Here is a 13,762-nt window from a genome sequence, read left to right on the forward strand (position 1 = left end):
GCCGGCGAAAGGGGGAGACGCATGGTCGGTCGGACGAGGTGGTTCGGGCCCCGGGCGGTTCGCGAAGAAGGCTGTGGAGCCGGGACCGGGTGCCCGCCGTCATGGAACGCGCGGCGGCCTGGCGCCCGGCCACGGTTGTGCTGGCTGGTGGTCGTCCTGCTCGGCTTCGCGGTGGCCGGCTGCACCGGTGGCGGGCAGGAGACGGCCGGCGGGGAGGCCGGTTCGTCCGAGGGGAAGGTGCTGACCCTGACCCTGGACGGGGCGAAGAATCGGGAGGCGGAGCTGCAGGTCATCGCCCAGTACCTGAAGCAGGTGGGCATCGACGCCCAGGTGCGGGTGTGGGAGTACCAGACCCTGGTGGCCGAGGCCCAGAAGGGGACGCGGCAGGCGTACGCCACGGACTGGGGCAGCTCCACGTTCAGTCCCGTGGACCTCGCGGTGCCCAAGCTGGAGACCGGCGGGCGCGGCAACTACTCCTTCTACTCCAACCCCGAGGTCGACGCCCTGTTCCGGCAGGCGGCCGCCACCACCGACGAGGGCGAGGCCCTCGAGGCCTACAAGAAGGCGCAGGAGATCATCTACCGGGATGCGCCGTGGATCTTCGGCTACTACCTGGACGCCATCGAGGCGGCGTCGACCCGGGTGAAGAACTGGCAACCCTCCATGGACAGTCGCGTCAATCTCCACGACGTGGAGCTGGAGGACGGGGACACGCTGGTGGTGGGCCTGCGCGCCGACCGCATCCTCTCCCTGGATCCGGCGGCCTACCGGGACCGAGACACCGAGACGGTGATCCGCAACATCTACGACGGTCTGGTGACCCGGACGCCCGACGGCGAGGTGGTGCCGGAGATCGCCGAGTCGTGGGAGCAGCCCGACCCGACCACCTACATCTTCAAGCTGCGCCGGGGCATCAAGTTCCACAACGGTGAGGAGCTGACGGCCGACGACGTGGTGTTCACCTTCGAGCGGATCCTGGCCGACGACGGGCTGGACGGCCAGCCCTCGCCGCGGAAGGGGCTGGTGGAGCCGCTCCAGTCCGTCGAGAAGGTGGACGACTACACCGTGCGGATGAAGCTGGCGAAGCCGTCGGCCGCGTTCCTCCAGCTCCTGGTGCACACCCAGATCGTCCCCAAGGACTACGTGGAGGAAGTGGGTAGCCGGGGGCTGTCGGAGCACCCCGTGGGGGCGGGTCCCTTCAAGTTCGTCGAGGGGAGCCTCGACGGCCAGATCGTGCTGGAGCGGTTCGACGGGTACTACGGCGGTTCGCCGGAGCTGCCGCCTGTGGGCCCGGCCAAGGTGCGGCGCGTGGTCTTCCGCATGATGCCGGAGCCAGCCACCCGCATCGCGGCGCTGAAGAGCGGGGAGGTCCACATCGTCCAGGAGGTGCCGCCGGACATGGTGGCCGACCTGGAGCGAGACCCCAACGTGCAGGTCAAGGTCACCCAGGGGACCCGGCTCTACATGATCGAGCTCAACAACAAGGTGCTCTCCGACCCCCGGGTGCGACAGGCGCTGAACTACGCCATCGACTGGGACGCGATCCTCCAGGAGCTGTACCAGGGCCACGCCCACCGCGTGGCGACGGCGATGCTGCCCAGCGGCTTCGGCTACCACGAGGGCCTCGAGCCGTACCCCTACGACCCGGAGAAGGCGAAGCAGCTGCTGCGCGAGGCGGGCTACAGGGTCGACTGAGGGACGAACCCGGCCATCGCCGGGCGGACGAATGGGACCCTCCCCGGCACCCGCGCGGCAGGTGAGCCCACCCTCGCCCGGCGGACCGACGCGCGGCGGCCGCGCCGGGGCGCGCGGCGGGCGAGGGCGGCGGGCGGCGGCGGGCGGTAACGGCGGGCGGTAACGGCGGGCGGTGACGGCGGGTGGTGGCGGCGCCCGGGCCGCGGGTGTGGCCGCCGTGGAGCGGTGGCGCTCCCGGAGGTGGCTTCGGCATGGCTTCGTCCGCGCCGCCGGCGGGCGTGGCCGCCCTGCGGCCGGGGCCGCTGCCCCCCGGCGGCCGGCTCCAATGCCAGCCGGGGACGGGGCGACCGTCGGCGCCCTTTGGGCGCGCCGGCCCGGGGACCCGCGCGGCGCGGGCCGCAGGGGACGGGAGGTGACGGGATGCGGGGCGCGTGGATCGTGCGTCGTCTGGCCATGGCGCTTCCCCTGGCGGTGGGGATCGTGCTGGTGAGCTTCATCCTCCTGCGGGTGATGCCGGGCGACCCCGTGGACATCATGCTGCGCGGCGGCGGCATGTCCAGCGAGGAGGAGGCGCGGGCCCTGGCCCGGGAGCTGGGCCTGGACCAGCCGCTGCACGTCCAGCTGGGCCGGTTCGTCGCCGATCTGGCCCATGGCGACCTGGGCGAGTCCATCCGCAGCCGCCAACCGGTGGGGCAGGTGCTGCTGGCGACCCTGCCGGCCACGGTGGAGCTGGCCGTGGCGGCGCTCGGCTTCGCCGTGGTGGCGGGGGTGGCGCTGGGCGTGCTGGCGGCGGTGCGCCGCGGCTCGTGGCTCGACCGGCTGGTCATGGCGACGGCCTCCCTCGGCATCTCCATGCCCGCCTTCTGGTTCGGCATCGTGCTGATGCTGGTGCTGGCGGTGGGCACCGGCTGGTTGCCCACCTCCGGCCGCATCGCCTCCGAGTACGCCGGCGCCGTGCCTTGGCGGACCGGGTTCCTCCTGATCGACACGCTGCTGGCGGGCAACGGGGCCGCCTTCCGGTCCGCCCTCGCCCACCTGGTGCTGCCGGCCGTGACCCTGGGCGCGGAGCTGGCGGCGGTGGTGGCCCGGGTGACCCGCTCCAGCATGCTGGAGGTGCTGGGGGCCGAGTTCATCCGCACGGCCCGGGCCAAGGGCCTCCACGAGCGGCGGGTGGTCCTGGTCCATGCCCTGCGCAACGCCCTGATCCCCACCGCCAGCGTGGTGGGGTTGCAGGCGGGGGTGCTGCTGGGCGGCAACATGATCGTCGAGACGGTGTTCGGCTGGCCGGGCCTAGGAAGGCTGGTGGTCGAGGCCATCTTCGCCCGGGACTACCCGGTGGTCCAGGGGGCGGTGATGGTCTACGCGCTGACCTTCCTGGTGATGAACCTGCTGGTCGACCTGGCCTACACGTGGCTCGATCCGCGCATCCGGGAGGCGTAGCCGGGCGGCCTGGGGCGTGCCGACGGCGGGGGTGCGGACGGCGCGGCAGGTACGGACCCCGCACGAGGGGGCGGACGAGGTCGGGGACGCTGCGCGGGGCGGTTGGCGAGGGCGACCGGCTCCCGGTCCTGGGCCAATCGAGGCCCAATCGCGCGGCCAGGGGAGGTGCCGACCGAGGCTCCTTCCTGCGGCAAGCCGGGGTCCCACCCGCGACCATCCGTGGTCCGTGCGTGCGGTCACGCCGGCGCCCGCGTCCGCGGACACCCAGCGGTCCCTGCCCGCGGCCAGGCGAAGTCCCCGCGCCCCGGCACGCCGGGGCCCGTTCCCGCGGGCCCGCGGCGGCCGCCGCCCGGGCCAGGCGAGGTCCCTGCGTGCTGGCACACCGGGGCCGTCCCCACGGGCCCGCGGTGGCCGCTGCCCGGGCCAGGCGAGGTCCCTGCCCGCAGGCGCGCCGAGGCGGCCCGGGCGGTCCGTCAAACCGGACATCCGCCGGGCCGACCTGGGGAGGGATGCGGCGCACGGGGCCATCCCAGGCGAAGACGGGACCATCACGGCCGGAGGACGACGGGCGCAGGGTGGTGGCGGGCGAGCACCGCGAACCCATGGGCGAAACCGGGGACGAGGGCTACCGGGGGCGGCAGCGACGTCGGCTGGCTGCGAGCGGCGGGAGCGGGACCGGTTGGAGAGGAGGGTCGGCCATGCCATACGGGAGGCAGGATCCGGTGCGGGGCGGGCGACGGGACGAACGGGCCTGGCACCTCCGGCCGGAGGGTGGCGTCGGGGGCGATCTGGGCGATGCGATCCGGGGGACCGGGGCGTCCGGCGGGGCGACCGTCGTCGCCGCGGCCGCCGGATTCGTCGCCGCCCCTTCCTCCGGCCCGACCGCTGCCTACCGGGTGGGAGCGGTGGCCAGGCCGGACGCGGCGCCCCAGGGGGCTCGCCCGATCGCCGACCGCCCGGCCTCCACCGTCGTCGCGCCAGGCCGGGTCCCCGGTGGCGCTCCCGCGCCCGGTGGGACCCCTGGCGCCTGGCGCCGGCTGTGGCGGCGGCATCCCCAGATGGTGGTCGGCCTGCTGGTGGTGGCGCTCTACGTGGCGGCGGCGGTGGCGGCGCCGTGGCTCGCGCCCTACGACCCCGACGACTTCACCCTAAGCGCGCGGCTGGCACCGCCGGCCTTCCTCCCCGGCGGCCACCCGGAGCACTTGCTGGGCACCGACCGGCTGGGGCGCGACCTCTTGACCCAGCTGCTCTACGGGGCCCGCGTCTCCTTGCTGGTGGGGGCGGTGGGGGTCATGGTGGCCGGCCTCTTCGGGTCGGTGCTCGGCGCGGTGGCCGGATACTTCGGGGGCCTGGTCGATCAGGTGCTCTCCCGCGCGGCCGACCTGCTGATGGCCTTTCCGTATCTGCTCTTCACCATCCTGATGATGGGGATCCTGGGGCCGGGCATCGGCAACCTGATCCTGGCCCTGACCTTCAAGGCCTGGGTCGAGTTCTTCCGGGTGGCGCGGGGCCAGGTGCTGGCGGAGAAGGCCAAGCCCTACGTCGAGGCGGCCCGGGCCATCGGGCGCGGCCACGCCGGCATCCTGGCGCGGGAGATCCTGCCCAACATCGTGCACGCGCTCCTGGTGGTGGCCACCCTGCGGGCCGGTCACATGATCCTGATGGAGGCGTCCCTGAGCTTCCTGGGCATCGGCGTCCCGCCCGACGTGCCGGCGTGGGGCTCCATGGTGGCCGAGGGGCGCGACTATCTCGGCACCGCGTGGTGGGTCTCCACCCTGCCGGGGTTGGCCGTGCTGGTGCTGGTCCTGGCGGTGAACACCCTGGGCGACGGGCTGCGGGAGATGCTGGATCCGCGGCTGCGGGTGTGAGGGGGGCGGGGACGCTGGGTCCTGTGGGGGTCGAGGACGATCCTTCCGGGCGCTCATGCGCGGTGAAGCGTCCGGTCGGCCGGCTCCGCGCCCGGGCCGCATCCGCAGAGACGCCGGTGGGCCGAAGGCGCGACGCCGGCTCACGGCGTCGACGGACCGGGCGACGGCCCGGCGGGCCCGTCACCCCGACTCCGTCGGCGGGCCAGGGCGGTGAGCAGTCCGGGCGCGGCCGTGCCGGCCACCGCCGCCAGCAGCGCCGTCGTCCACGTCAGACCCGCCGCGGCCTGCGCGTCGCCGGCCTTGGCGGTGGCCGCGGCGGCGCCTGCCTCGGAGGCCGTCCACGGCCATCGGCCCGTCCCGCTGGCCGGCGGCGGTCCCGGCGGTCCCTGGAACCACCAGACGCTGGGGACGCGCTCGATTCCATCGCCGCCGGCCACCGGCCCGGGCGGTCCGCCGGCACCGGGTCCCCCGACACCCGATGGGTCGGCGGCGCCGGGCGTCCCGGCACCGCCGGACGGTGCGCCCCCAGCCGGATCGACGGAGCCGGCGTCCGTGGGCCGGGGGGCGGCCGGCGCCCCGCTGCCGCTGCCGGCGTCGCCCCCCAGCCACGCCCCGGCAGCGGACCCGGTGGTCGCCAGCCACAGGCTGCCGAGACCGAACTCCAGCAGGAAGGCGATGGCCGCCGCGGCCAGGCTCGTGCGGGCCCCGGCGCCAAGGACCGCCGCCCAGCCCAGCCGGTCCGCCACCGCGCCGATCAGGGCGAGACCGGTGCCCGCGGCGAGCCAGAGGCCCAGTTCGGGCACGCTCGAGCCCGTGGCCGTGCCACCGGTCACGTGGGCGCCGCCCCACAGCACCCCGGCCGCGGCCGCCGCCCGGGCCAGGGCACGGCCGAGGGCCGGGACGGGCACGGGTGCCGGGCGGCGTCCCCCCAGGGGACGGGGCGCGGGCGCCTCCGCGGGCCTGCGCTCCGGCCCCCGCCATTCCGGCGCCCCTGCCGGGACGCCACCGGGTTCCCGCCGTCCCGGTGCTCCCGCCGGGACGCGGTCCGGCCCCTCCGCCCGCCGCAGAACCTGGGCCGACTCGCGTCCCGTCAGAAGAAGGGGCACGGCCCGCCAGGCCACGGCGGCCATCACCAGCAGGCCCAGGTACCCCACCAGCGGGTAGACCCGCGTCACCAGGTTGGCGAAGCCGACGAAGCTGCCGGCGAAGGCGACGCCTCCCAGGGCCAGGACCGTGGTGGCGTAGCCCGCCCGCTCGGGGGAGCGCAGGCGCGCCGCCACCCCGTACAGGGAGGTGACGGCGGTGGTGAACACCTCGAGCCACAGGATGACCGCGTAGGCCGTGCCCAGGACGGGGCCGAAGCCGCGGGCGAGGGCGAGCATGGGGACCTCGACGCGGGCGGTGGCCGGCAGGCCGGCCCACACGGCGAGGTGCAGGGCCAGGGCGGCGAGCCCCAACCCCGCGCCCCCCAGCAGCCCGCCGGCATGCAGGGTGGCCGGACGCTGCACCTGGGCGCCCAGCGGGGCCAGCACCGGCATGGCCAGCAACAGGTTGAAGCTGGCGTAGAGCACGGCCGCCAGCGGCCAGAAGGGCGCGGCCCCGGCCACGCCGGTGCCGCCGGGCGGGGTGGCCGGCCAGCCCTCGCGCACGAGCACCCCGGCGCTGACGCCGAGCGCCCCCACCATCAGGACGGGCGCCACCAGGGAGGTGACGGCCGTCACCCCCCGCAGCCGGAAGAGCACCGTCACCGTGGCCGCCGCCGCCATGACCAGCCCGCCCAGCCACCCGGGCCACCCGAACTGCTCCCGGAAGATGGCGTTGGACCCGGCGATCATCACGGCGGTGCCGGCAAACAAGAACCCGGTGATCACCCAGTCGGCCAGGGCGCCCAGCCATCGACCGCCCGCCGCCCGGACCAGCTCCTGGTGGGATTCGGCGCCCGTGGCCGCGCCGAGCCGCATGATGGCCACTCCGAAGGCGGCGAGCAGCGCGGCGACCCCCAGGAGGCCCAGCGTGCCCCACCCGTCGTAGGCGGTGAAGAACCGCAAGATCTCCTGGCCCGAGGCGAATCCCGCTCCCACCACGGTGCCGATATAGGTGGCGGCCACCCGCAAGGGACCGAGGGCCGTCCGCGGCCGCGTTCGTCCGGACGAACCGGCTGCGCCCTTCGGTCCGCCCATGCCGGGGGACGAACCGGCCCCGCCTCCCGGCGCACCGGCCGGGTCGCCGGCCTCACCGGTCCAGCCGCGCTGCCTTGGCAAGGCTTCCATTCCTCCGATCCGTGCCAGGATGACCGCCCGTCGGCGGTGAAATCCAGGGAACCGAGTCGTGGGACGGAGCACCCGTCCTGGAACCCGAGGAGGGAGGTCCGTTGGCCGTGCTCCCTGCCCCCTGGGGTCCGCGCCTGGAGGCCCTGTTCGGCACTATGGTGGCCTGGCGGCGCCATCTCCATCAGCATCCCGAGCTGTCCTTCCAGGAAGTCGAGACGCCGCGCTTCATCGCGGAGCGGCTGCGGGAGGCGGGCATCCCCGTCCGCACCGGCGTCGGCGGGCGGGGGGTGGTGGGGGTGATCGAGGGCGCCCGGCCGGGCCCGACGGTGGCCCTGCGGGCCGACTTCGACGCACTGCCGATCCAGGACGAGAAGGACGTGCCCTATCGCTCCCAGGTGCCCGGCGTCATGCACGCCTGCGGCCACGACGCCCACACGGCGACTTTGCTGGCGGTGGGACGGGTCTTGATGGAAGAACGCCGCCGCCTCCGGGGCCGCGTGGTGCTGATCCACCAGTTCGCCGAGGAGGTCGCGCCGGGCGGCGCCAAGCCCATGATCGAGGACGGGTGTCTGGACGGGGTCGATGTGATCTTCGGCACCCACCTCTGGACCCCGCTGCCCGTGGGGCGGGTCGGCTACTGCCCGGGTTACGCCATGGCCGCCGCCGACCGCTTCGAGATCGAGATCCTGGGCCAGGGCTGCCACGCCGCTGCTCCCCACCAGGGGGTCGACCCCATCCTGGTGGCGGCCCAGGTGGTCACGCAGCTGCAGCAGGTGGTGGGGCGGATGGTCGACCCCCTGGAGCCGGCGGTGGTTTCGGTGGGGACGCTGCACGCCGGCACGGCCTTCAACGTGATCCCTGCCACCGCCACCCTGACGGGGACGGTGCGGACCTTGAGCCCCGCGGTGCGGGACCGGATGGAGACCCTGCTCGAGCGGCTGGTGCGCGGGACCTGCGAGGCCCACGGGGCCGGGTATCGTTTCAAGTACGAGCGGGGCTATCCGGCCCTGTGCAACCACGAGGACATGACGGCCTTCGCGGCCGAAGCCATCCAGCGTTACGCCGGCGCGGAGGCGGTGGAGCGGGTGGCGCCGGTGATGGGCGGCGAGGACTTCGCCTACTACCTGCAGAAGGTGCCGGGCTGCTTCTTCTTCACCGGGGCAGGCAATCCCGAGGTGGGCGCCTCGTACCCCCACCATCACCCGCGCTTCGACATCGACGAGCGGGCCATGCTGGTGGCGGGCCGCGCGCTCTTGGCGGTGACGCTGCGGTACCTCGTGGGGGATGAGGAGCTGGAGCGGGGGATGGCCACCGGCTAACCCCCCGGGGCCTGGAAGCGCCGCAGCCTCGCGCTCCAGCGGACCGGGACGGTGCCGTGATCGCTCCCTCCGCAAGGGGCGTTGCGCTTGCGCTCGGGTGATCGTGCAGTTCTGGGCTGCGCTCACCCCGCCGCCACGCGCCGACTACGAGCCCTCGCGGATGACACGGAACATCCAGTGGACGATGCCAACGGACAGCGGCAGCAGCACGAACACCATGGTGAATAGACCGATGACCAGAAAGTCACCGCCGTGAAGACGACAAACACAAGGCGATGTTTCACCGACCTCACCACTTCCTGCGCCGCATGGGAGCGGGGTCCCGGTCCCTTTAAGGAAGCCCTTCGCTGGGCGAGCCTGGGCATCCTTCTTTGTGTGCAGCCTCCCAGCGCGCCTTGAGCTCAAGGGAGCCACACGGCCCGCTTACCAACACGCTTTCGGTCATCGCGGTCGGTCAGGTGAAGGCATCGCGTCGTGGCCGTACCCGGCCGGCTTGCCACTGCGGCTCGGTCTGAGGGCGGGGCTCAGGAGGGTCCCTGTGTGAGGACGAGGGCGTGGGGGCAGAGGCCTGCGTCCATCACCGGGGCCGGGCCCGGTTCTACCCGCTTGAGGGTGCAGGTGCCCCGGCGGTTGTAGGGGCAGGCGCGGGCAGTGCAGAGGGGCTGGCGCGCCGCCGTTCGGGCCTGGCGGCTGCGGACGGACGCGGCCACGGAGCGCTGCCACGGAAGCCAAAGGCCGGGCAGCGGCGCAGGCGCCGGCTCGAGTCGGAGGGCAACTTCCATGCCCTCCGGCGTGTCGTCCTCCGGCCTGCCGGTTCGCCGGGAAGGCGGCGCGACAGCCGGGTCATGGCCGGAAGCGGCAGCGGAGTCGAGGCGTCGGGTGGTCCCCCGCTTCAGCCCCGGGACGGTAGATTCGGCTTCCGGGGCGGCCTCCCGCTCGGGGGCGCGGGTGGCCGGGTTCGGCAACGCGATGGGTGGCGGGCCGGCGGGCGGGACCGGGCCCGGCGCCCCCGCCTCCACCTCAGGCCTCATGGTCCTGTCCATCGTCTTCGGATAGGAAAGGTGCACGGGGCTCCAATCCGGGGCGCCGACCGTCGCCGTTGGAAGAACGGGCAGCAGGAGTCCCCGTGGGACCGGTGTCCAGCCTCGGCGAGGGTCGCGACTCCCATTGGGGCCGGAGGCGGTACCGGATTAGGGACATGGGGTCGCAGGTCGGGATTGCCATAAAATGGCTGATATGTTACCCTACGCGTAGGCCCTTGCGGCCGGTTCCTCTCTATTCCTGTTCACCGTAGGGGGTGATGGCGGTGACAGAGGTCGCGGCCACCCGGGATCCCGGGCCGCCATCGGAGTCCTGGCTCATCCTGCAGAGGCTCGAGGACCTGAGCGCCCAGGTCAAAGACCTCCGGCAGGACATGAAGGAGCTTCGCCAGGACACGCGGCAGGAGCTCGATAAGATGTCCCGTAGCCTGGAGTTCTACCGCCGTGACCACCGCGTCGTTCTTCTGGCCATCCTGGGCACGTGGGTGACGCTCTTCAGCACCATTGTGGGGCTGTTCTTTCGCGTGTGAGGTTTCCACCCGCGTGGCCGGCCCCGCGGGTGATCTTGCGCCGGTCACGTCGCGGCAGCTCATCCGCTCTAGCCAGTCTGCCGCCGCCGCAAACGGCACTTGCGTGCACAGCGGAAGCCCGAACACCCTCGGGTTTGCTGTGGATGGAACGCAAGCTGCGGACCCGGCGAGTGCAGGCGATCGACGCCCAGCGCAGCCAGACCGTGGAGCCCGGATTCGGGCAGATCAAGACCGTGGGAGGCGCCGACCGGTTCCTCCGCCGGGGTCCTACGGGCGACCGGAGTCATTGGAGTTGCTCTTTCGGTCCAGGCCCGCCCTCCTGCAGGAACAGCGCGTGGGGGCAGACGGCAGCCTCCATGACCCCCACCGGAGCCGGTTCCACCCGGTCGAACTGGCAGACCCATTCCCGGTTGTAGTAGCAGGCCCGCGTGCGGCAGAGGGGGCGGTAGGGGCCGGCGGCCGCGGCTAGCCCGGGAGCAGCTTCCTCGGCGGCAGGTGGGAGCCGCCGCCGGAACAGCTCCACGTACCGCTGCCAGGGATGAACCCAGCCCACCGGCCATTCGGGTGTGGACCCCCCAAAAGGCCGGCCGGTCCGGGACCGGGGTCGCCGCGGGGAATCAGATTCCGGCCGGGACATGGATCTTCCGCACCTTGTCCTGGAGCTTCAAGATGGCGTGGACCAGCGCCTCCGGCCGCGGCGGGCAGCCGGCCACGTAGACGTCCACCGGGATGATCTTGTCCACGCCGTCGACCACGTTGTAGCCCTGGTAGTACGGCCCGCCGTTGGTGGCGCACGCGCCCATGGAGACCACGAACTTCGGCTCAGCCATCTGGTCGTAGAGGGTCTTGACCACGGGGGCCATCTTCTCCGTCACGGTGCCGGAGACGATCATCAGGTCCGCCTGGCGGGGCGAGGCGCGGAAGACCGATCCGATCCGGTCCAGGTCGGTACGGGTGCCGCCGGCGGCCATCATCTCGATGGCGCAGCAGGCCAATCCGAAGAGCAGATACCACAGGGAATTGGCCCGCCCCCAGTTGACCAGCTCCTGCAGGCGGGCGGTGACGATGCCGGGCAGCCACTGCCACACCCCCGGGATCCGCATGGAGGGGTGGGTGTCAAGGCGCCGGATCACGTCGGGTTCCAGCTCGTCCGCCTGGGAGAAGCGCGGCCCCTCGCCGGCCGGGGCGCCGGTCACCTCAGGCTCGGGGCTCTGGGCGGTGATGGCCCGCGCCCGCGCCTGGCGTTCCCGGGTTTCCTCCGAGGCGGCAGGCCGGGCACCCTGGCCGCTGACGGGGGTGGGGTAGGGCTTGGATTCGGCTCGGCGCACGGCGGCGCGGAGGTCACCGGAGCCGTCATCGGCGGTGGAACGGGTCGTGGGAGCGCGGCTGCCTTGACCAGCCGGGGAACCAGCCGTGGCGGCGCCGGGGCCGCCTTCGGCGCCGGCGCCCGCTGCGGTCCGGGTGCCGGGGCCCGTTGCCTTTGGGCCGTCACCATGGCGGTCCCTGCCGTCGCTCGCGTTGGTGGGAGGCGCGGAGGTACGGTCGCCGTCCTGGGGCATCGGATCACCCCGCAGTCCATCAGGGTGCTGACGAATTCGGCCCTGCGCCTGGTAATCTCCGGCGCTGCAGTCGGCGCTCGCGACCGCGGCTGCGGCCGCAGGTGCGGTCGCGAGAGGAGGTGGCGCGCCCGGCAGTCCCCGCCCTGGGCTCCTGGGAGCCCCGCGCGCAAGCGTGGGAGACCAGACCTGCCGTCCCTTCCGAGTATGGCCAGAATGGGACAATGCCTTGCGGGGACAGGTGCTCTACGGGACGAACCGGAAGAACCGGCCGCACCGCCACGACGGTGCCTGTCGGCGCGGTGGCGAGAAGGGGGTCGACAGATCGCCTCTGGCGCGCTATCGCAAGGAAGAAGGCTTTGAGTAAGAAAATCCTGACGCCTCCTTACCCAAGGGGTTTGATCTTGCGGAGGTGACGACCTGGCTGCCGCCGCAATGACGCTCGCCCTCGATCCGGCGACGTACCGAGGCGCCAAGGGGGGTGGCTCGTCACCCCCCTGCAGCCAGACCGGGGTGTCCGGAGAGGCCTCCTGCCCCCGCCCCGAGCACCGGGCGGACGTCGACAGGGACCGCCTCAACGGGAAGCGGGCCTGAGGTCCGGGTACCCCTCGGCGGCTCCCTCACCGCCACCGTGGCCTTCACCGGCTCCCTGGCCCTTCCCCAGCGCCTTGCGTACCGCCGGCGCCACCTTGGTGCCCAAGAGCTCGATGGCCCGCAGCACCTTCTTGTGGGGCAGGGTGCCCACCGTCAGCTGCAGCAGGAACCGGTCGTGGTGGAACAGCTCGTGCTGGTAGAGGATCTTCTCGATCACCTCCTCCGGGTTGCCGACGAAATCCGCGCCGTGCAGGGACCGGGAGAACTCGAACTGCTCCCGCGTCAGCGGCCCCCAGCCCCGCTCGCGCCCGAGCCGGTCCATGACCTCCTTGAAGGCAGGGAAGGCGGTGTCCGCCGCGTCCTTGGAGGTGTCCGCGATGAAGCCGTGGGAGTTGATGCTCAGCCGCGGCACGGGGTGGCCGGCCTCGCGCGCCGCCTGGCGGAACAGCTCCACCAGCGGCCGGAACCGCGCCGGGATGCCGCCGATGATGCCCAGGGCCATGGGCAGGCCCAGCCGCCCCGCGCGGACGGCCGACTCGGGGGTGCCGCCCACGGCGATCCACACCGGGATGGGGTTCTGGATCGGCCGTGGGTACACGCCCCGGTCGCGGATGGGCGGCCGAAACCGCCCCGACCAGGTCACCCGTTCCGACTCCCGCAGCTTGAGCAGGAGGTCCAGCTTCTCCTCGAACAGGGCGTCGTAGTCCCTGAGGTCGTAGCCGAAGAGGGGGAAGGACTCGATGAAGGAGCCGCGCCCCACCATGATCTCCGCCCGCCCGCCGGAGATCAGGTCCAGGGTGGCGAACTGCTGGAACACGCGCACCGGGTCGTCCGAGCTCAGCACGTTGACGGCGCTGGTCAGGCGGATGCGGCGAGTCCGGGCCGCCGCCGCGGCCAGCACCACGGCAGGGGCCGAGACCACATAGTCCGGGCGGTGGTGCTCGCCGACGCCGAAGACGTCGAGCCCCACCTGGTCGGCAAGCTCGATCTCCTCGAGGAGGCGCCGGATGCGCTCCGCCGGGCTGATCAGCTGCCCGGTCTCGGGGTCCACGTTGCGCTCGCCGAAGCTGTAGATGCCGATCTCCAAGGCTAGCCCTCCCTCGTGCGGGCTTCTGGCAGGAGGGTGATCCTCCGCCGGTCCTTTTGAACATCAAGTTACTTTAGAAAAGTAAGGTAACGCAAGGCCCGACCGCCGGTGCCGTTCTCCGGCGGGCGACGCCATCGCCGGGTACGCCGGGGGGCCCCCTACCGCGACGAACCGGCGGCCGTGGCGCACCGCCCGCGCCGCGGGGCGGCGAGGGCAGGGGATCGGATGCGATCTGCGAACACTTGCAGCAGGTCGCCGTGCCCGGGGGCCCGGGCCGGTTCGTCCCGGCGGGTGGCGGAGACCGCCGTCAGGAGGCGCCGCCCCGAGGACGCCACCCCGGTGCCGCGAGGCCGCCGAGAGGAG

At 73.3% G+C, this 13,762-nt stretch carries 9 protein-coding genes; 5 read left to right on the plus strand and 4 right to left on the minus strand.

Features of this window, described 5'->3' with window-relative positions; genetic code table 11:
- Window positions 1-147: 147 nt before the first annotated feature.
- From E1B22_RS07320 to E1B22_RS07330, 3 genes are all read left to right on the plus strand, one after another.
- Window positions 148-1,695, plus strand: a complete 1,548-nt coding sequence (locus tag E1B22_RS07320; protein WP_243123235.1) for an ABC transporter substrate-binding protein — start codon at window positions 148-150, stop codon at window positions 1,693-1,695.
- A gap of 420 nt (window positions 1,696-2,115) precedes the next feature.
- Window positions 2,116-3,135: an ABC transporter permease gene (locus E1B22_RS07325; protein ID WP_135225127.1), complete on the plus strand. Its 1,020-nt coding sequence runs from the start codon at window positions 2,116-2,118 to the stop codon at window positions 3,133-3,135.
- A gap of 698 nt (window positions 3,136-3,833) precedes the next feature.
- Window positions 3,834-5,003 carry an ABC transporter permease gene (locus tag E1B22_RS07330; RefSeq protein ID WP_243123236.1) on the plus strand — a complete coding sequence of 390 codons (1,170 nt, stop codon included), beginning with the start codon at window positions 3,834-3,836 and terminating at the stop codon, window positions 5,001-5,003.
- Window positions 5,004-5,143: 140 nt separating this feature from the next.
- Here the strand turns inward: E1B22_RS07330 and E1B22_RS07335 are convergent, their stop codons facing one another.
- On the minus strand, window positions 5,144-7,264 hold the full coding sequence (locus E1B22_RS07335; RefSeq protein WP_135225128.1) for a hypothetical protein: 2,121 nt from the start codon (window positions 7,262-7,264) through the stop codon (window positions 5,144-5,146).
- Between the two features lie 116 nt (window positions 7,265-7,380).
- On the opposite strand from E1B22_RS07335, the gene E1B22_RS07340 reads away from it, so the two are divergent.
- Together E1B22_RS07340 and E1B22_RS07345 are read left to right on the plus strand one after the other, a co-directional pair.
- The gene (locus E1B22_RS07340) at window positions 7,381-8,592 is read left to right on the plus strand and encodes an amidohydrolase (protein ID WP_243123853.1); all 1,212 of its coding nucleotides are present in this window, start codon (window positions 7,381-7,383) and stop codon (window positions 8,590-8,592) included.
- Between the two features lie 1,306 nt (window positions 8,593-9,898).
- Complete coding sequence (locus E1B22_RS07345; RefSeq protein WP_135225130.1) at window positions 9,899-10,162, plus strand: hypothetical protein; 264 nt, start codon at window positions 9,899-9,901, stop codon at window positions 10,160-10,162.
- Between the two features lie 283 nt (window positions 10,163-10,445).
- Here E1B22_RS07345 and E1B22_RS12685 read toward each other — a convergent pair whose 3' ends face one another.
- The 3 genes from E1B22_RS12685 to E1B22_RS07360 form a co-directional block, all read right to left on the minus strand.
- The gene (locus E1B22_RS12685) at window positions 10,446-10,715 is read right to left on the minus strand and encodes a hypothetical protein (protein ID WP_167758879.1); all 270 of its coding nucleotides are present in this window, start codon (window positions 10,713-10,715) and stop codon (window positions 10,446-10,448) included.
- Window positions 10,716-10,779: 64 nt separating this feature from the next.
- On the minus strand, window positions 10,780-11,265 hold the full coding sequence (locus tag E1B22_RS07355) for an NADH-quinone oxidoreductase subunit B (protein WP_135226020.1): 486 nt from the start codon (window positions 11,263-11,265) through the stop codon (window positions 10,780-10,782).
- A gap of 1,027 nt (window positions 11,266-12,292) precedes the next feature.
- Window positions 12,293-13,399, minus strand: coding sequence for an LLM class flavin-dependent oxidoreductase (locus tag E1B22_RS07360; protein WP_135225132.1), 1,107 nt, complete (start codon window positions 13,397-13,399; stop codon window positions 12,293-12,295).
- Window positions 13,400-13,762: the final 363 nt, after the last annotated feature.

Origin of the sequence: Thermaerobacter sp. FW80 (assembly GCF_004634385.1) — a bacterium.
GTDB lineage: Bacteria > Bacillota > Sulfobacillia > Thermaerobacterales > Thermaerobacteraceae > Thermaerobacter > Thermaerobacter composti.

Coding starts and splice junctions, on each gene's coding strand:
- E1B22_RS07325 (WP_135225127.1), top strand. CDS start 2,116: ATGCGGGGCGCGTGGATCGTGCGTCGTCTGGCCATGGCGCTTCCCCTG.
- E1B22_RS07330 (WP_243123236.1), top strand. CDS start 3,834: ATGCCATACGGGAGGCAGGATCCGGTGCGGGGCGGGCGACGGGACGAA.
- E1B22_RS07355 (WP_135226020.1), bottom strand. CDS start 11,265: ATGCGGATCCCGGGGGTGTGGCAGTGGCTGCCCGGCATCGTCACCGCC.